Origin of the sequence: Tersicoccus sp. Bi-70, assembly GCF_001968825.1 — a bacterium.
Taxonomy (GTDB): Bacteria; Actinomycetota; Actinomycetes; order Actinomycetales; family Micrococcaceae; genus Tersicoccus.
On sequence record NZ_MIEU01000011.1, the window covers coordinates 170,467 to 187,533 of the forward strand.

A 17,067-nucleotide genomic window follows, 5' to 3' on the forward strand; every position below is an offset into this window, starting at 1 on the left:
TGCACGGCGGGTCGATCACCTTCTGTCTGCTCAACGGCGCGTCCACCGCCGGTATTCCGATGCGGAAATCCACAGTCTTATCCACACTGCGTCCACACCGCCCGAGTCGGTGCATCCGACGTCAGCTGAGGGCGATCTCGCTGATCCGCACGCCGTAGGGGTACTGCCCCCCGTTGATGCGCGGAAGCTCGGTGAAGTTGACGATGAGGAACTTGCCCGAGGGGGTGCCACCGGGCAGGGGAACGGAGACGTTGGGGGAGGTGAAGCTGCCCTGCGCCACCTGCCGCGCCCCGTCGATCGTCGGCTGGTCGTTGACCATGATCTGGAAGCTGCCGCCCTGACCACCCTGCTGGGTGATGTCGACGCGGGACACCTTGGCCGGCTGCTGGAGCGTGAAGACCAGCGCCAGGTTGTCCGCGAGGCCGGCGAAAGCCGGGCTGGAGTACGTCGAGCTGAACCAGTCGGTCGTGTCGTTGCCGTCGTACAGGCGGGGCAGCAGGCGGTCCAGCGACGCGATGTCCGGGTACTGGTTGTTCTTCATCTCGCGTGCGACGCCGATGATGCGCGGCGGAGCGGTCGGTGCCGCGGGTGTACTGGACGCGCCGGACGGACGGGGCGTGGCCGCCGCGGAGGCGGGCGCGCTTCCCGACGACGCCTGGGCGGCCGGGGTCCCTCCACCGGTGAGGTTGCCCAGCTGCGTGAACACGAAGAAGACACCGGCCAGGATCAGCGCGACGACGAGCAGCCCGACGAGCGCACGGGAGAAGCGCGGGTCGTTCTCGCGGTCGTCGTCCTCCAGCTCGTCGTCGTCATCGTCGTACCGCTCTCCCGCCGCCGCGGCACCGGCACCCGTCGCGCCGGCGGCGGCATCGTCGTCCCACGCCTCGTCCCGGTGACGGCGATCGCGCAGATCCTCGTCGTCACGCAGGTCGTCGTCCAGATCAGCCTGGTCGTCTTCACGACGGTCACGGTCGTCGACGTCGGCATAGCCGTTCTCGTCGTCGTACCCGTCCTCGTCCCAGGTCTCGCCCTCGTCGCGGTAGTCGGCGTCCCGGTAGTCCGCGTCGCCCTGGTCGGTGTCGCCGCGGTGGTCGATCGTGTCGAACGAGGTGGTGTCGACGGCGTCGGCGCTGTCATCGCGCTCGAACTCCGGCGCCGCCGTGCGCCCCCGGGACCCGATCGCCCCGGCGGCCGCACCCGCGGCGGCCGCGGCACCGAAGCGGCCCAGGCCCCAGCGGCCACGGCCACGTGCGGGCCGGACGTCGGTGTCGTCCTGGGCCCGGTCACCCGACTCGTCGTCGTCCAGGATCTCGGACTCGAGCCGGCGATCGTCCTCGTCGCGCTCCTCGGGCCGGTAGCGGGAGACGGGGGTGATCTCGGTGGCCGGGGCGGCCGAGGCGCCGACGCCGCGCTCGACGTCGAAGGGCCGGCCGTCGTGGTGATCGTCGTCGGACTCGGCGGCCTCCTCCGCGAGCAGCAGGTCGAGCAGCTCGGCGGCGGAAGCGCGATTGGTGACGAGGTAGGGGTGTCCCTGGGTGCGACCGAGGTCGAGCACCTGGAGCGGGTCGCTGCGTTCGCCCACGGCCACCTGGCGAGCGTGGTGCGCCATGTCCTCCGCGTGCTCCTCGGCCGGAACGAGGATCGAGACCTTGCGACTGAGGGTCTGGTCGACACCGTCGAAGACGTAGTCGGCGTCGGCCGACACGAGCACCTGTCCAGTGACCTTGTAACGTCCGCCGAGCATGGCGCCGACGTCGACAGGCTGCGTCACGGAGATTCCCGCTTCCTCTCGGTGGACGGCGGGACCGGCCGGACCCACCGATCAGTCGATGATCGTTCCGATCCTACCGAAGGCCGACCCTGCGGCTCGGGTGCGGCGCGGCGCGCCATCGAACACCGGTGGGCCGGTCCAGGAGACGTTCCGTACCTCGCCGGTTCGTCACCCCGCGCCGCGGTCAGCGACGGCGCAGACGGCCGAGGATCGGGTCGAGGAAACTGCCCAGTTCCCGCACCCGCAGCACGCGAAGCAACAGCAGGTAGACGCCGAGCATGACGAGCCCGGTCACGGCGATGGTCACCGACGCGGTGAGCAGGTTGTGCCAGGGGAAGCCGCCGACCGTGAACCCGCCCGCGAGGTGCATCAGGGCGCCGCCGACCAGCGCGGAGACGAGCGCAGCGATGCTCATCTTCAGGTGGGAGTCGAGGATCCGGGCCCCGTCGTAGTCGCCCTCGAGCCGGCGCTTGATCAGGGGGTGGGTGATGACGACGGCCAGGATGTTCTGCACGGTGTAGCTCAGGGCGAGCGCGAAGATCAGCCGGCTCGCCGGCAGCACGCCCGCGTGGTAGGCCACCTGGATGCCGACGGCGGCGGCGATCCCGAAGACCGCGAGGCCGCACTGGATGAAGAACGGCGTGCGGGCGTCCTCCTCCGCGTAGAACACGCGGCCCATCAGGTAGGCGATGCTGAAGAACGGGGCCCCGACGGCCAGCAGCACCACGGTCTGCCCCATGATCGCGCCGTCGGCCGGCCGGCCACCGGCGAACAGCATGCCGAGCGGACCGGCGAGGACCAGCAGCGCGGCCCCACCGAACACCGTCGCCACGGCCGTCGTCCTCAGTCCCCGGGACAGAGCCGCCCGGACCGCGACGACGTCGCCACTCGATGCGGCGGCGGACATCCGGTTGAACAGCACGGTCGCGATCGAGAGCGCCACGATCGCGTGCGGCAGGGTGTAGATCATGCTCGCCGTGTCCAGCACGCCCTGACCGGCGATGTTGTCGCCGACCCGTTTCGCACCGGATGCGATCGACGCCGTCGGGTAGGTCGCGAAGAGGAAGACGCCGTTGCTGACGATCATGGTGAGGATGGTCCAGCCGGCCACCCGACCCGTGGCGGCCAGGCCGATGCCGCGCCATCCGAACCGAGGCCGCAGCCCCAGGCGCAGCCGGCGCAGCGGCCAGAGCAGCATCAGCGCCTGGCACACCACCCCGAGCGTCGAGCTGCCGGCCAGCAGCACCGTCTGGGCCGGGGTCCAGGTCGCCACCGTGTGCGGCGTCGCGTCACCGTTGCGGCCCATGGTCAGCACGAACACCACGAGGCCGGCGATGGCGACGACGTTGTTCACCGCGGGCGCCCACATGTACCAGCCGAACCGCCCGTGGGCGTTCAAAATCTGGCCGAGCGTCGCGTACAGGCCGTAGAAGAAGATCTGGGGCAGGCACCACAGGGCGAAGGCGATGCCGAGGTTCAGCTGCACGTCCGTCCACCCCTGGGTGGTCAGGTGCATCAGCACGCCGGCGCCGAGGGTGACGAGGACGGTCAGGCCGGCGAGCAGCAGGACGATCAGCGTCACCAGCCGGCTCGTGAAGTCCACGCCCCCGTCCGGCTGCTTGCTCGCGCGGATGATCTGCGGCACGAGGACCGCGTTGAACACCCCGGCCGCGAGCATGACGTAGACGAGGTTGGGGAGGTTGTTGGCCGCCGAGAACGTGTCGTACAGCGCGGAGGTGGCACTCAGGGCGTACCCCAGCGCGATCACCTTGAGGAAGCCGAGGATCCGCGACACCAGCGTGCCGGCCGCCATGATGGCGCTGGAACGGGCGGCGGTCGGTGGCGGAGGCGGGTTCTCCGGCGAGTTCCCTGCCGTGTTCTGTGCTGTGTTCCCCTCGGGGGAGAAGGCGCGCTCGTCGGTGGACATCGTCGTCATCGTCTCAGGTTCGGCGGCGTCAGGCCGATCCGACATGCTCAGCCCCGGTCGTCGGCGAGGACCCCGCGGGCGAGGTCGACGATGCGGCGTTCGTTCGGGAACGACAGGCGGGCCGCGAGATCGGCCAGCGGAACCCACGCGACGTCGACGGCCTCGTGGTCGGGATCGTTCTCGATCGTCAGGTCGCCCCCGATCGCCCGCAGCAGGAAGTGGTGCACCGTCTTGTGGACGCGGTGTCCGGTGACGGTGAACCAGTAGTCGATGCTCCCCAGCGGGGCGATGATCTGGCCCTCGATGCCCGTCTCCTCCGCGATCTCGCGGGTCGCGGCCTCCTGGGCGCTCTCCTCGTTCTCGGGGTGGCCCTTCGGCAAGCACCACTCGAGGCGACCGCCCCGGTTGATCCGGGCGATGATGGCCACGCGCCGGCCGTCGTCCTCCAGGTCGACGACGACGCCGCCGGCGGACACCTCCTCGACCGTCGGCAGCGCGGCGGAAACGAACAAGGAGTTCCGTTTCGGCGCGCTGGGGACGGGATGGGCCATGCCCCCCACTGTAACGAGGATCGCATCCCGGCCTGAACCCGCCGGGCCGGGCCCGGCACCCGGTTGCGTGCCCCGGTCGCGGCGCGCGGGGGCCCGGCCGTCTGGCACCCTTGAAGGACTATGGCGCAGCTGATCGACGCGAACCGGATCGACCCGGTCGTCCTGGAACTCGGTGACCTCTTCCGCTCGGCGGGCCACGAGATCTCCCTCGTGGGCGGCCCCGTCCGCGACCTGTTCCTCGGCCGCACCTCCCCGGACCTCGACTTCACCAGCGACGCCCGACCCGACGACATCGTCGCCCTGGTCAAGCCCTGGGCCGACACCTGGTGGGAGATCGGGCGCGAGTTCGGGACCATCGGGATGCGTCGGCGCGGCCTGACGCTGGAGGTCACCACCTACCGGGCCGAGGCGTACGACCCGGACTCCCGCAAGCCGGTCGTCGCCTTCGGGGACTCCCTCACCGAGGACCTCTCCCGCCGCGACTTCACGGTCAACGCCATGGCGCTGCGCCTGCCCTCCCTCGACCTGGTCGACCCGTTCGGCGGCGTCAGGGACCTGCACGAACGCCGGTTGCGCACGCCCGGCAGTCCGGAGTCCTCCTTCACCGACGATCCGCTGCGCATGATGCGAGCGGCCCGCTTCGCCTCCCAGCTCATGGTCACGGTCGACGACGACGTCCAGGCCGCGATGGCGGCGATGGCGGACCGGATCGACATCGTCTCCGCCGAACGCGTGCGGGAGGAACTCGTGCGTCTGATCCGGGGCCGCGACCCGCGCGCCGGCATCGACCTGCTCGTCTCCACCGGCCTCGCCGACCGGATCCTCCCCGAGGTCAGCGCCCTGCGGCTGGAGACCGACGAGCACCACCGGCACAAGGACGTCTACGAGCACTCCCTCACGGTGCTCGAGCAGGCCGTCGAGCTGGAGACCGGACCAGACGGACCCGTGCCCGGGCCCGACTTCGTGCTGCGGTTCGCCGCCCTGATGCACGACGTCGGCAAGCCTGCCACGCGACGGTTTGAGCCCGGCGGGGCGGTCAGCTTCCGCCACCACGACGTCGTCGGCTCCAAGCTGACCGAGCGGCGGATGCGGGCCCTGCGCTTCGACAAGGACACGATCAAGGCGGTCTCGCACCTGGTCGAGCTGCACATGCGGTTCTACGGCTACGGCGAGGCGGGCTGGACCGATTCCGCCGTGCGCCGGTACGTGACCGACGCCGGGGACAGCCTGGAGCGGCTGCACCGGCTCACGCGCTCGGACGTGACCACGAGGAACCGCCGCAAGGCCGAGCGGCTCGCCTTCGCCTACGACGACCTCGAGCAGCGGATCGCGGCCCTCGCCGAGGAGGAGGAGCTGGCGTCCATCCGTCCGGACCTGGACGGCACTGCGATCATGCGCATCCTCGACATCCCGCCGGGGCCCGTGGTGGGCCGCGCGTACCAGTACCTGCTCGGCGTGCGGATGGATCAGGGTCCTCTTCCGGCCGACGAGGTGGAACAACTGCTGCGCGGCTGGTGGGCCGAGCATCACGACGAATTCATGACGCCGGCGAAGGACGAAAAAGAATAGCGCCGACCGTTGCTTTCTTCCGGCATGATGCCGTACTGTCGATTCCGGTGATTCCCTGACGGAATTCACCGGCCGGGAGAACGTTTTTCCCGCCTTTCCCGCCACGTCGATGTCCCAAGGAGGCAGCCAGGTGATGATCATCCGTCGTTCTCTTCCGACCATGACTGCTGACCGCCGGCGTGGTGGCTTTACGGGCGGCTGCTGAGAGCCGTCCCGACGCCACCGTACTGGTGGCCCTGCGTCCCGTGGCCGATCGTGCCGCTCGACCCGCCGTCGTGCCGCTCGGTAGTCGCACCGCTGACTAGTCGCACCGCTCAGTTGAGCCGCTGACTCGCTGACGACCTCCGCCGACTCGACCGGTGGTGCGCCGAGCGCGTCGTCGTTGCCGGGTCGCGGGCGGCCGCCGTCCTGATCGATCGAGCATCGATCTCGTCCGATCGCCTCACCCCTACCTGGGTTCAGGTGATCGGCGGATATCGCTCGATTTATTCCGCTTCCTCTTTCCGTGATGGCGCACGCCCATTTCTGTCCGGGCATTTCCGGTGCGTTCCCGCCGCCATTGTTCACGCTTTCTCCGTTGTGCCCTCGACGCTTCTTCTCGCCGTCGCCGGGGCCATGTCGTGCTGCCCGATCCCGGGTCGGGGCGACGCCTCATTCCGATTCGTGCCCGAGAGGAGGACACGATGCACACGCTCGCTCGCCTGCTCCACCGGCTGCTGGTCGCCCTGGCCGCTCCGGCCGAGGCTCCCTCGCCGACGCGCCCGGCCGATCACCTGCACCCGCTGCACCGGATGCAGATCCGGTGACTGCCGTAGGCTCGAAACCGAGACCGTCCGGTGGGCCGGGCACGCGCGTCGTGCCCGGCCCACCCGACGCCGTCCGACCCCGACCGGGGCCGGGCCCGAGCCCGAGAGGACGTGATGACCGCGCAGCACCCTCCGGGTCGGACGAACGGCCCCTCCGGCCGTCGGCGCCCGTCCAGGCCTGCGCGGCCGGGTCGCCTCCGCGTGATGCGCATCGTCAGCCCGACCCGGGCCGACCCGGTGCTGCGCCGGCTGAGCGAGGGCGTGGGCGGTGTCCTCGGCCGCCACAGTGCCCCCGGGCTCGTCGCCCCCGGCTTCTTCACCGTCGAGCGCGTCCTGGTTCTCCTGACGGTGCTCGCTGCGGTGCTCTCCGTCGTCGTCAAGCAGTACTGCCGCGTCAACGGCTGGCACACTCCCGACCACTTCTACGCCGCCTGCTACTCCGACTGGGGCGAGCTGTTCCACCAGCGTGGCCTCGACACCGGGGTCCTGCCGTTCATCACGCCGGGGCAGCGGTTCGAGTACCCCGTGCTGCTCGGCGCCCTCGCCGGCCTCACCGCACTCGTCGTGCCCGGCAGCGGCGCATCGGTGGCCCGCAGCACCGCCTACTTCGACATCAACGCCGTCCTCGTGGCTGCCACGTGGATCGTCGCCGTCGTGGCGACCGCGCGGATGAGTCACCGCCGCCCGTGGGACGCGGCGATGCTCGCCGTGGCGCCGGCGGTGATCATCTCGGCGACCATCAACTGGGACTTCTGGGCGGTGATGCTCGCCGCGCTGGCCATGCTCGCGTTCGCGCGGGAGCGGCCCGTGCTCGCCGGCGTGCTCATCGGGCTCGGCACCGCCGTCAAGCTGTACCCCCTGCTGTTGCTCGGGCCGATCCTCGTCCTCGCGATCCGCACCGGGCGCTGGCGCCCGCTCGCGCTCGCCGCCCTCGGGACGGCCGTGAGCTGGCTGGCCGTGAACCTGCCGCTCATGCTGATCGACTACCCGGGCTGGCGGTACTTCCTCGACTTCACCCGCGACCGGCCTGCCGGCTTCTCCTCCTTCTGGTACGTCCAGGAGGTGATGGCGGACCGCTTCCATCTGGCCGCGCTGCCGATCGACACCGTCAACACCCTGAGCACCGGGCTGTTCGTCCTGTGCTGCCTGGCCGTCGCCCTGCTCGGTCTGACCAGCCCCCGGCGCCCCCGGATCGCGCAGCTGGCGTTCCTCGTCGTCGCGGCCTTCGTGCTGACCAACAAGGTCTACTCCCCGCAGTACGTGCTCTGGCTGGTCCCGCTCCTGGCGCTCGCGCGGCCACGCTGGCGCAGCTTCCTCGGGTGGCAGGTGATCGAGGTGCAGCACTGGGCGGCGACCTGGCTCTACCTCGGCCAGCTCACCTCAGGCGGGAACGCCCAGCACAACATCGACAAGCTCTACTACTCCCTCGCCGTGATCGCGCACATGGTCGCCCTGCTCTACCTGATGGCCGCCGTCGTCCGGGAGATGCTCCGCCCGGACCTCGACGTCGTGCGCCAGCAAGGCATCGACGACCCCCAGGGCGGACCGTTCTCCCGTGCGGTCGACGTGCTGCCCTGGATCACCGTGAGACGGCGTCAGGCGACGTCGGCGACGCGGAGCGCGGGCACGGTCGAGGCCGGTACGACGCGGATTCCGACGGACACAGGAGACCCACAGCCCCGTCTGTGACCCGACCCAACTCCGGGACCTGGAATGGACAACACCAGCCCAGCAGAACCGGAGGACGTCATGTCAGAGCACCCAGGCCGTCACGGAGCGACCCAGCCGCGAGCCCTCATCAGCTACGCCCACACCCCGTCCCTGGTCGCCGCCAACGGCCTGGTCACCACGGGCTCGATCGCTATGGACCGTGCCGACGCGGCGTCCGCCGCGACCCGGCCGCGCACCGGTAGGGCCACCCCTGCGGCGCGGCAGCGCCCGCGCCGCCTGTGGCGCCGGCTCGGCGCCGCCGCCGTGCTGACCGCGACGCTGGCCACCGGCTCGGCCCTGCCGGCCCAGGCGGCGGCCTCCGACGCCGCGCGCAGTGCCTCGTCGTCCCCCGTCATCGCGCAGCAGCAGCCGGCCACCCTCACGGTTCCCATCCAGCTGGTGCGGTCCACCGCTTCCCTGCCCCCGCGCAAGGGACGGGGGTGATTCATCGACGGCTTCCCTTCCTCCCTGAGTGATCACGATCGGCGCACCGCCTCGTCCCGGCGGTGCGCCGATCGGCGTCCCGGGACGACGCGGAGCGGTCCGGCCACGCCGGGTCGCCCTAGGCTGGACGCGTGTCCACCCGCTCGACCCGCGCCGCACTCGTCGCCACCTTCGTCGTCTTCGTCTTCAACGGCTTCCTCTTCGCCAGCTGGGCCGCCCGCATCCCCGCCGCCGCGCAACTGCTCCACCTCAGTTCCGGCCAGATCGGCGGTCTGCTCCTCTTCGGCGCCGTCGGCTCCCTGATCTCCCTGCCGCTCAGCGGCGCGATCGTCAACCGCCTCGGATCGGCGTCCAGCGTCCGCGTGGGCGCGGTCATCGCCGCGGTCGGTGCCGCGGCGCTCGGCGGGGCCCTGACCGCCGCCTCCGTTCCCCTGACCGGCGTCGCCCTCTTCGTCCTCGGCGCCGGGATCGCCCTGTGGGATGTGGCGATGAACATCCAGGGCACCGAGGTGGAGCGGGCCCTGCGGGCCACCGTGCTGCCCAAGCTGCACGCCGGCTTCTCCGGCGGCGCCTTCATCGGCGCGCTCGTCGGCGCCGGCATGGCCGGCGCAGGGGTCGCCCTCCCCGCGCACCTGTGGGGCATCGTCGTCCTCGCCATCGTCGCGATGGCCGTGATCCCGCGCTGGTTCCTGCCGGACACCGTGCACGAACCCCACCAGGGTCCGGCCCCCGGACGGCTCGATGCGTGGAAGGAACCCCGCACTCTCGTGCTCGGCCTGATCGTGCTCGGCGCCGCGCTGACGGAGGGCGCCGCGAACGACTGGATCGCCAAGGCCGCGGTCGACGGCCTCGGCGTCGACCAGGCGACCGGTGCGCTGACCTTCGCCGCGTTCGTCCTGTCCATGACCGTGTTCCGGTACGCCGGCTCCGCCCTGGTGGACCGGTTCGGCCGGGTGGTCGTGCTCTACGCCAGCTTCGCCACCGGGCTGATCGGCGTCGTGCTCTTCGTCCTCGGGCCCGGCATCGTGCCCGCCCTGATCGGCGCCGTGCTGTGGGGCGCCGGCGCGGCCATGGGCTTCCCCCTGGGCATCTCCGCCGCCGCGGACGAGCCCCGGCGTGCCGCCGCCCGCGTCTCGGTGGTCACGACGATCGGGTACTCGGCGTTCCTCGCCGGGCCGCCCCTCCTCGGGTTCCTCGGGGACCACGTCGGCATCCGGACCGCCCTGCTGGCCGTCGGGGCCGTCGCGCTCGCCTCCACGTTCGCGGTCCGGGCCGCGCGGCCCGACCCGGTGCCGCAGCCCACCGTCGAGAGCGGCGACCGCATTCGGTAGCGTGGGAACCACCGACCCGTCACCCCACGAGGGACACGAGAGGCAGCGGCATGATCCAGGTCGACCACCTGACCAAGCGATTCGGGGAGAAGGTCGCCGTCGACGACCTCTCCTTCACCGTCCGTTCCGGTTCCGTCACCGGGTTCCTCGGCCCGAACGGGGCCGGCAAGTCCACCACCATGCGCGTCGCCGTCGGCCTCGACCGGCCCACGTCCGGATCGGTGACCTTCGACGGCAAGCGCTACCAGGAGCTCGCCTCCCCGCTGCGTGAGGTCGGGACCCTGCTCGAGGCGCGCGCCGTCCACCCGGGCCGCACCGCCCGCAACCACCTCCGCGCCCTCGCCGCCACGCACGGCATCCCCACCCGCCGCGTCGACGAGGTGCTCGGTCTGACCGGTCTCTCCGACGTCGCCGGCAAGCGGATCGGCGGCTTCTCGCTCGGCATGGGGCAGCGGCTCGGCATCGCCACCGCCATGCTGGGCGACCCGGGGGTGCTCGTGCTGGACGAACCGGTCAACGGGCTGGACCCCGAGGGCGTCATCTGGGTGCGCAACCTCGCGCGGGCGCTCGCGGCCGAGGGGCGCACGGTGCTCATCTCCTCCCACCTGATGAGCGAGATGGCGCAGACCGCGGACCACCTCGTCGTCGTCGCGCAGGGCCGGCTGATGGCCGACGCCCCGATCGAGGAGATGCTCGCGGGGGAGGGACAGGCCCGGGTGCTGGTCCGGTCCCCCGACGCGGAGCGGCTCAGCCACGCGATCGACGGCGACGGCGTCACCGTCGAGACCCGCACGGACGGCGCCCTCGTCGTCACCGGCCGGGACCCGCTGCAGATCTCCCGGGCGGCTCTGGACCACGGCCTCCTGCTGAGCGAGCTCACGCCCCTGCGCGCGTCCCTCGAGGACACCTACCTGCGCCTGACGCACGACCACGTCGACTACCGCGCGACCGAGCCGGTCGCCGAAGGGAAGACCCGATGAGCGCCGCCACCTCCGCCCCCGCACCGTCGCACCGCGCCGGCAGCCGGCCCGGCGCCGGCCCGTCCTTCGGCCGGGTGCTCGCCGCCGAGACCATCAAGTTCTTCGGCCTGCGCTCCACCTGGGTGCTGCTGCTCGTCACCGTCGTCCTGATGGTCGGTTTCGCCGCACTCAGCGCCTGGGGCATCGCCTCCTTCAGCCAGGACAGCCGGGGCGCCGGTCCCGGTGGCCCCGGGGGCCCGGCCGCCGCGGGCGGGACCGACTTCGTGCACACCGTCCCGTCGTCCGGACTCACCCTGGCGATCCTCGTGCTCGGCTCGATGGGGGCGATGTTCGTCTCCGGCGAGTTCGGCAACCGGTCCATCACGGCGACGATGATCGCGGTGCCCGCACGCTGGCCCGTGCTGATCGCCAAGGCGATCGTCCTCACCGTCGTCTCCTGGGTGACGATCACCGTGTGCGAGCTGCTCGGCTACGTCGTCGCGCAGCCGCTGCTCGCCCCGGCGGACCTCGACTTCCCGTTCGACGCGCGGCTCGTGCCCCAGATCGTCTTCCTCTCCGGCCTCTACGCCGCGGCCGTTGCGGTCATGGGCCTCGGCCTCGGCGCCCTGATCCGGAACACGGCGGCGGCGATCGTCGTCCTCGTGGCGATCCTGCTCGTCTTCCCGATCCTCGTCGCCATCTTCCGGCAGGACTGGGTCGAGTGGGTCGCCGCGTTCCTGCCGAGCACCGCGCACACCCAGGCCCTGGACCCCACCGCGTCGGGCAAGCTCGACGCCGCCGGCTCCTGGGCGGTGATCGCGGCCTGGCCGGTCGTCCTGATCGGCGCCGGTATCGCACTCATCCAGACGCGGGACGTCTGACCCGCAGGCGGTCTCGCGCCCGGTGGCGCCTCCGATCGGCCGACCTCCCGTCTGCCGCGGCGACGCCCGACTGGTAGGATGGGGAAGTCTGTGCTGGGCACGGTCCTGTCCGCGCGCGTCCGTCCATGGCCGCCGCGACGCGATCACCCGCCCGCACCGACCAACGCACGAACCTCCTGCTGCGGAAGGACCGCGGCCGTTAGCCCGAAGGAGGTGGGTTCACACATGCGTGAATACGAACTGATGGTTCTGATCGACCCCGAGGTCGAGGAGCGCTCCGTCCAGCCGTCGCTGGACAAGTTCCTCAACGTCGTCCGCAACGACGGCGGGACCGTCGACAAGGTGGACATCTGGGGCCGTCGTCGCCTGGCCTACGACATCCAGAAGAAGAACGAGGCCATCTACGCCGTCGTCAACTTCCACTCGACCCCCGCCGGCGCCCAGGAACTCGATCGTCAGCTCAACCTGAACGAGACGATCCTGCGGACCAAGATCACCCGTCCGGAAGAGCAGCGCGTCAGCGCCGAGTGATCCCGCGACCGAGTCACCCGACCCGGTCGAATCGATCCACTCACGTCAATCACGGAAGGCAGGGCAGATGGCAGGCGAGACCGTCATCACCGTCGTGGGCAACCTGACGGCCGATCCGGAGTTGCGGTTCACACCGTCCGGTTCCGCCGTCGCGAACTTCACGATCGCGTCCACCCCCCGGACGTTCGACCGCCAGGCCAACGAGTGGAAGGACGGCGAGACGCTGTTCCTCCGCGCGTCGGTGTGGCGTGAGGCGGCCGAGAACGTCGCCGAGACGCTGACCAAGGGCACCCGCGTGGTCGCCCAGGGTCGCCTGAAGTCCCGGTCGTACGACACCAAGGAAGGCGAGCGGCGCACCGTCATCGAGCTGGAGGTCGACGAGATCGGCCCCTCGCTGCGGTACGCCTCGGCCAAGATCAACCGCAACGCCCGCGGCGGCGGCCAGGGAGGCGGCGGCTTCGGCGGCGGCAACTCCGGCTTCGGCGGCGGTGGCGGTGGCAACGCCGGCGGCAATTCCAGCGGCTTCGGAGGCAACTCCGGCGGCGGTCAGGGTGGCTACGGCGGCGGCAACTCCAGCGGCGGCCAGCAGGGCGGCGACGACCCGTGGGCCACGCCCGGGACCTCCACCTCCTCGGGGTGGGGCAACGGCGCGGACTCCGAGCCTCCGTTCTGATCGTCGGCCGCCCCTCGTCGAGCGGCCCTTCCGATCGTCACGTCCCGGCCCCGCGCCGGGACGAACGGGTGACGCACGTCGTCACCCCATCATCACCATTCACCCCATCCCGCGGACCGTGTCCGCGGGCTCCACGAAAGATGAAGGAGCACCACGATGGCCAAGGCTGAGATCCGCAAGCCGAAACCGAAGCAGAACCCGCTCAAGGCGGCCGACGTCACTGTGATCGACTACAAGGACGTCGCCCTCCTGCGCAAGTTCATCTCCGACCGCGGAAAGATCCGCGCCCGTCGCGTGACCGGCGTGTCCGTCCAGGAGCAGCGCAAGATCGCGCTGGCGATCAAGAACGCGCGCGAAGTCGCCCTGCTGCCCTACTCCGGCGCCGGCCGCGGCTGAGCGAAAGGAACCATTCCCATGGCAAAGCTGATTCTGACCCAGGAAGTCACCGGGCTCGGTACCGCGGGCGACGTGGTCGAGGTCAAGAACGGGTACGCCCGTAACTACCTCCTCCCGCGTGGCTTCGCGCTGGCCTGGTCCCGCGGTGGCGAGAAGCAGGTCGAGTCGATCCGCGCGGCCCGCAAGGCCCGTGCCGTCGCCTCGCTGGCCGACGCCCAGGCGCTGGCCGCGAAGCTCGCGTCCACCCCCGTGCAGATCAAGGTGAAGACCGGCGAGTCCGGCCGCCTGTTCGGCACGGTCAAGACCGACGACGTCGCCACGGCGGTGTCCGCGGCCGGGCTGGGCTCGATCGACAAGCGCACGCTGGAGCTGCCCGGACACATCAAGTCCACCGGCACCTACCAGGCGACCGTCCGTCTGCACGAGGACGTCTCCGCCACGATCGATCTGCAGGTCGTCCCCCTCTGACGGGACTCACCTGACGGTTCCACGTCGAGGGCCGGGCACCGTCACGGTGCCCGGCCCTTCGTGCGTCCCGGTGCGGATCAGACGAAGGCGCCCATCCCGGTGATCGCCCGGCCCACGATGAGCTGGTTGACCTCCTTGGTGCCCTCGTACGAGTAGATCGCCTCCGCGTCGGCGAAGAAGCGGGCGACGCCGTGTTCGAGCACGATGCCGTTGCCGCCCATCACCTCCCGGGCGCGGGCGACGGTGTCCCGCATCGCCAGGGTGGCGGTGGACTTGGCCAGGGCCGCCTGGTCGTCGGTGTCCTCACCGGCGTCCTGCAGCTGCGCGAGCCGGACGACGAGGCCCAGCGACGTGGTGATGTTCGCGAGCATCGTGGCCAGGTGCTCCTGCACCAGCTGGAACTTCGCGAGCGGTCGGCCGAACTGCTGCCGGTCCAGCACGTACTGCCGCGCCTTCTCGTAGGCGCCCATCTGCAGGCCGACGGAACCCCAGGCGACGCCGCCGCGGGTCACCTTGAGCACCCGGGCGGTGTCCCGGAACGAGTTGGCGTTCGCGAGCTTGTTGGCGGCGGGGATCCGCACGTCGTCGAGCACGATGTCCGCGTTCTGCACGGTGCGCAGGGCGATCTTGCCCGTGATGGCGGTGGCGGAGAAGCCGGGTGTGCCCTTCTCGACGACGAAGCCGAGGACCTTGTTCGTCTCCTCGTCTCGCGCCCAGATGACGACGAGGTCGGCGAAGGTGCCGTTGCCGATCCAGCGCTTGGCGCCGTTGAGCACCCAGGTGTCGCCCTCCCGGCGGGCGGTGGTCGCCAGGCCGCCGGCGACGTCGGAGCCGTGCTCCGGTTCGGTCAGGCCGAAGGCGCCCACGGTGCCGAAGTCCAGCATCGACGGGATCCACCGCTCGCGCTGCTCGGCCGAGCCGCACAGGTAGATGCTGGACAGCGCCAGGCCCGAGTGGACGCCGAAGAAGGTGTTGATCGACGGGTCGACCCGGGACATCTCCAGGTTGAGGAAGCCGGAGAAGAGCCGACTCTGCACCCGGTCGGTGAACTCGGGGTAGGTCAGGCCGACGACGCCGAGCTTGCCGAACTCGGGGATCAGGTGGTGCGGGAACTCGGCCCGCTCCCAGGCGTCGTCCGCGATCGGGGCGACCTTCTCCCGCAGGAACGCCCGCACGCGCAGGATGATCTCGCGCTGCTGGTCGTCGAGCAGGTTCTCGTAGCCGAAGCTGTCCGAGAGGTGCGGGGCGAAGGCGGTTTCCGTCTGGCTGGTCTGTGTGGTGATGGTGTCGGTCATGCGTCCTCCTGAGGAATGGTGGTGCTGCTGGCGCTGTTGGCGCTGCCGTCGCGGGCGGCGATCACGGCGAGCTGGGCGGCGTCACGCGCGGCCGTGGTCGCGGCGAACCCGTCCCGCGGATAGGTCTGCTCGAGTTCGGCGATGATCGGGGCGACCGCCTCGGGCGCGAGGTCCGGGCTGGCGTAGGTGTCCCACTTGGCGAGCATGCCGGGTCCGAGGTGGTCGAGCATGTGCCGGACGCCGCCGGCGCCGCCGCCGAGGTGGAAGCTGGCCAAGGGTCCGTGCACGGCCCAGCGGGGGCCCAGTGATGCGGTGACGATGCGGTCGAGGTCCGCGGCGGTGGCGTAGCCCTGCTGGACGAGCCAGAACGACTCCCGCAGGATCGCCGACTGCAGCCGGTTGGCGATGAAGCCCTCGATCTCCCGGCGCTCGAGCACGGGCTCCTTGCCCAGGGCCGCGAACAGGGCCATGGCCCTCTCGACCGCCGGCGGGGCGGTGCGCTCACCCGGCACGATCTCCACCAGCGGCAGCACGTGCGGCGGGTTGAACGGGTGGGCGACGAGCAGGCGGGCGGCGGCGTCGTCCGGCAGGTCCCGGGCGATGTCCGTGGGCAGGATGCCCGACGTCGACGTCGTCAGCAGGGCCTCGGCGGGCGCGGCGGCCGCGATCCGCCCGAAGAGCTCCTGCTTGAACGGCAGGCGCTCGGGGCCGGCCTCGATGACCAGGTCCACGCCGGCCACGGCCGTCTCGACGTCGTCGGCGGTGCTCACCCGGGACCGGGCCGCGGCCGGGGAGGTGGTCCCGTCGGCCGTGAAGGCCCGGTCGATGGCCTCGGCCAGGTCGGGCCGCGGGTCGCTGATGCGGACGTCGATGCCGTGGTCGGCCAGCAGCCGGGCCCAGGACAGGCCGATCGTGCCGGCGCCGACGATCGCTGCCCGCGAGGGCAGGACGGCGGACGGGGTGGAGTGATTCATCGGGTTGCCTCCAGGTAGGAGAAGACCGGCTGGACCGGTGCGAGGGTCAGGTCGGCGAGGATGTGGCTGGTCGCGACGATATCCCGGACGGGCAGGTCGGCCAGCGGGGCGAGGACGTGAGGGTGGAGTGCGAGCCGCGCGTCGCCGGTCCACGCCTCGGTGACGGTGAGGTCGGTGATCCGGGTGCGGACCAGGTCGACGGCCGTCGGCCCGGTGTAGCCCGGGATCATCTTGACCATGAACGTCGGGACACCGATCTGCGCGGCGGCCTCGGCGGGGTCCAGCGGCCGGTCCTGGTAGCGCATGGTGGCGGTGGCCACCCGTTCGCTGCCGATGTCGAGCGTCCCGACCAGGGCCTCGGCCTCGATGCGCAGGCGCGGGCTGCCGGGAGCCTTCGGGTAGGCGGACAGCTCGCGGCCGCTGGTGGTGGCGCCGAAGTGGTCCAGGTACATCGCGTGCAGGTACTCGCCCTCCTCGCCGTCGAAGGTGACGAGGATGGCCTGGCCGGATTCGGTGTAGGGGCCGAAGCCGGTGACCTGGTTCATCCGCATCACCTCGAAGCGGACGAGCGCGTCCGGGTGCGGGGTGAGGGGCTCCGGGACGGCGGCGCGCAGGGCCTCCGGATCGGTGCGGTAGGTGATGGTCAGGTATTCACGGTTCGTGAACCGGTGCGGCCGGCGCGAGTACGCGGGGGCGGTCAGCGGGGTCGAGCCGGCGGCGATGACGTCGTCGAGGGTCATGCTCAGCTTCTCTCGGTGGTGGTGCTGGTGTTCTGGTGGGA

The 17,067-nt window shown here is 71.2% G+C and carries 17 protein-coding genes; 11 read left to right on the top strand and 6 right to left on the bottom strand.

All coding sequences use genetic code 11. The features are described from left to right. Window positions 1-121: 121 nt before the first annotated feature. From BGP79_RS07295 to BGP79_RS07305, 3 genes are all read right to left on the bottom strand, one after another. Entirely contained in the window at window positions 122-1,771 is a 1,650-nt protein-coding gene (locus BGP79_RS07295; protein WP_076694181.1) for a hypothetical protein, read from the bottom strand. A gap of 184 nt (window positions 1,772-1,955) precedes the next feature. Further along, window positions 1,956-3,698, bottom strand: coding sequence for a murein biosynthesis integral membrane protein MurJ (gene murJ, locus BGP79_RS07300; RefSeq protein WP_233121251.1), 1,743 nt, complete (start codon window positions 3,696-3,698; stop codon window positions 1,956-1,958). Window positions 3,699-3,745: 47 nt separating this feature from the next. Continuing rightward, complete coding sequence (locus tag BGP79_RS07305; RefSeq protein ID WP_076694183.1) at window positions 3,746-4,249, bottom strand: NUDIX hydrolase; 504 nt, start codon at window positions 4,247-4,249, stop codon at window positions 3,746-3,748. 120 nt (window positions 4,250-4,369) lie between these two features. Here BGP79_RS07305 and BGP79_RS07310 point away from each other — a divergent pair, with 120 nt between their 5' ends. The 11 genes from BGP79_RS07310 (at window position 4,370) to rplI (ending at window position 14,017) form a co-directional block, all read left to right on the top strand. After that, window positions 4,370-5,818: a CCA tRNA nucleotidyltransferase gene (locus BGP79_RS07310; RefSeq protein WP_076694185.1), complete on the top strand. Its 1,449-nt coding sequence runs from the start codon at window positions 4,370-4,372 to the stop codon at window positions 5,816-5,818. Window positions 5,819-6,501: 683 nt separating this feature from the next. Next, window positions 6,502-6,624 carry a hypothetical protein gene (locus BGP79_RS17030; RefSeq protein ID WP_255363069.1) on the top strand — a complete coding sequence of 41 codons (123 nt, stop codon included), beginning with the start codon at window positions 6,502-6,504 and terminating at the stop codon, window positions 6,622-6,624. Between the two features lie 204 nt (window positions 6,625-6,828). After that, entirely contained in the window at window positions 6,829-8,313 is a 1,485-nt protein-coding gene (locus tag BGP79_RS07315; RefSeq protein ID WP_076694187.1) for a glycosyltransferase family 87 protein, read from the top strand. A 60-nt stretch (window positions 8,314-8,373) separates the two neighbouring features. Continuing rightward, complete coding sequence (locus tag BGP79_RS07320) at window positions 8,374-8,778, top strand: hypothetical protein (RefSeq protein ID WP_076694189.1); 405 nt, start codon at window positions 8,374-8,376, stop codon at window positions 8,776-8,778. A 131-nt stretch (window positions 8,779-8,909) separates the two neighbouring features. Then, window positions 8,910-10,109, top strand: coding sequence for an MFS transporter (locus tag BGP79_RS07325; protein ID WP_076694190.1), 1,200 nt, complete (start codon window positions 8,910-8,912; stop codon window positions 10,107-10,109). A 50-nt stretch (window positions 10,110-10,159) separates the two neighbouring features. Beyond that, the gene (locus BGP79_RS07330; protein WP_076694192.1) at window positions 10,160-11,089 is read left to right on the top strand and encodes an ABC transporter ATP-binding protein; all 930 of its coding nucleotides are present in this window, start codon (window positions 10,160-10,162) and stop codon (window positions 11,087-11,089) included. Next, a complete protein-coding gene (locus tag BGP79_RS07335) occupies window positions 11,086-11,949 on the top strand; it encodes an ABC transporter permease (protein WP_076694194.1) in 864 nt (287 codons plus the stop codon). Before BGP79_RS07330 ends, BGP79_RS07335 begins: the two co-directional genes overlap by 4 nt. A 225-nt stretch (window positions 11,950-12,174) precedes the next feature. After that, entirely contained in the window at window positions 12,175-12,480 is a 306-nt protein-coding gene (rpsF, locus tag BGP79_RS07340; RefSeq protein WP_076694196.1) for a 30S ribosomal protein S6, read from the top strand. 67 nt (window positions 12,481-12,547) lie between these two features. Further along, a complete protein-coding gene (locus tag BGP79_RS07345) occupies window positions 12,548-13,153 on the top strand; it encodes a single-stranded DNA-binding protein (RefSeq protein ID WP_076694198.1) in 606 nt (201 codons plus the stop codon). A gap of 156 nt (window positions 13,154-13,309) precedes the next feature. Beyond that, window positions 13,310-13,549: a 30S ribosomal protein S18 gene (gene rpsR / locus BGP79_RS07350; protein ID WP_076694200.1), complete on the top strand. Its 240-nt coding sequence runs from the start codon at window positions 13,310-13,312 to the stop codon at window positions 13,547-13,549. Window positions 13,550-13,567: 18 nt separating this feature from the next. Continuing rightward, window positions 13,568-14,017: a 50S ribosomal protein L9 gene (rplI, locus tag BGP79_RS07355; protein WP_076694202.1), complete on the top strand. Its 450-nt coding sequence runs from the start codon at window positions 13,568-13,570 to the stop codon at window positions 14,015-14,017. A 77-nt stretch (window positions 14,018-14,094) separates the two neighbouring features. Here rplI and BGP79_RS07360 read toward each other — a convergent pair whose 3' ends face one another. Genes BGP79_RS07360 through BGP79_RS07370 form a run of 3 tightly spaced genes read right to left on the bottom strand, consistent with a single transcriptional unit; the run spans window position 14,095 to window position 17,026 of the window. Next, window positions 14,095-15,312 carry an acyl-CoA dehydrogenase family protein gene (locus BGP79_RS07360; protein WP_083701675.1) on the bottom strand — a complete coding sequence of 406 codons (1,218 nt, stop codon included), beginning with the start codon at window positions 15,310-15,312 and terminating at the stop codon, window positions 14,095-14,097. After that, complete coding sequence (locus BGP79_RS07365; protein ID WP_083701676.1) at window positions 15,309-16,286, bottom strand: 3-hydroxyacyl-CoA dehydrogenase NAD-binding domain-containing protein; 978 nt, start codon at window positions 16,284-16,286, stop codon at window positions 15,309-15,311. Before BGP79_RS07365 ends, BGP79_RS07360 begins: the two co-directional genes overlap by 4 nt. Continuing rightward, entirely contained in the window at window positions 16,283-17,026 is a 744-nt protein-coding gene (locus BGP79_RS07370) for an acetoacetate decarboxylase (RefSeq protein ID WP_076694204.1), read from the bottom strand. The genes BGP79_RS07365 and BGP79_RS07370 overlap by 4 nt, the downstream gene beginning before the upstream one ends. Window positions 17,027-17,067 lie beyond the last annotated feature (41 nt).

What these genes read in the sequence shown, in the direction of transcription:
- BGP79_RS07310 (WP_076694185.1), top strand. Translation starts at nt 4,370, where the DNA reads ATGGCGCAGCTGATCGACGCGAACCGGATCGACCCGGTCGTCCTGGAA.
- rpsF (WP_076694196.1), top strand. Translation starts at nt 12,175, where the DNA reads ATGCGTGAATACGAACTGATGGTTCTGATCGACCCCGAGGTCGAGGAG.
- murJ (WP_233121251.1), bottom strand. Translation starts at nt 3,698, where the DNA reads ATGTCCACCGACGAGCGCGCCTTCTCCCCCGAGGGGAACACAGCACAG.
- BGP79_RS17030 (WP_255363069.1), top strand. Translation starts at nt 6,502, where the DNA reads ATGCACACGCTCGCTCGCCTGCTCCACCGGCTGCTGGTCGCCCTGGCC.
- BGP79_RS07335 (WP_076694194.1), top strand. Translation starts at nt 11,086, where the DNA reads ATGAGCGCCGCCACCTCCGCCCCCGCACCGTCGCACCGCGCCGGCAGC.
- BGP79_RS07320 (WP_076694189.1), top strand. Translation starts at nt 8,374, where the DNA reads ATGTCAGAGCACCCAGGCCGTCACGGAGCGACCCAGCCGCGAGCCCTC.
- BGP79_RS07370 (WP_076694204.1), bottom strand. Translation starts at nt 17,026, where the DNA reads ATGACCCTCGACGACGTCATCGCCGCCGGCTCGACCCCGCTGACCGCC.
- BGP79_RS07360 (WP_083701675.1), bottom strand. Translation starts at nt 15,312, where the DNA reads ATGACCGACACCATCACCACACAGACCAGCCAGACGGAAACCGCCTTC.
- BGP79_RS07315 (WP_076694187.1), top strand. Translation starts at nt 6,829, where the DNA reads ATGCGCATCGTCAGCCCGACCCGGGCCGACCCGGTGCTGCGCCGGCTG.
- rpsR (WP_076694200.1), top strand. Translation starts at nt 13,310, where the DNA reads ATGGCCAAGGCTGAGATCCGCAAGCCGAAACCGAAGCAGAACCCGCTC.
- BGP79_RS07305 (WP_076694183.1), bottom strand. Translation starts at nt 4,249, where the DNA reads ATGGCCCATCCCGTCCCCAGCGCGCCGAAACGGAACTCCTTGTTCGTT.
- rplI (WP_076694202.1), top strand. Translation starts at nt 13,568, where the DNA reads ATGGCAAAGCTGATTCTGACCCAGGAAGTCACCGGGCTCGGTACCGCG.
- BGP79_RS07330 (WP_076694192.1), top strand. Translation starts at nt 10,160, where the DNA reads ATGATCCAGGTCGACCACCTGACCAAGCGATTCGGGGAGAAGGTCGCC.
- BGP79_RS07345 (WP_076694198.1), top strand. Translation starts at nt 12,548, where the DNA reads ATGGCAGGCGAGACCGTCATCACCGTCGTGGGCAACCTGACGGCCGAT.
- BGP79_RS07365 (WP_083701676.1), bottom strand. Translation starts at nt 16,286, where the DNA reads ATGAATCACTCCACCCCGTCCGCCGTCCTGCCCTCGCGGGCAGCGATC.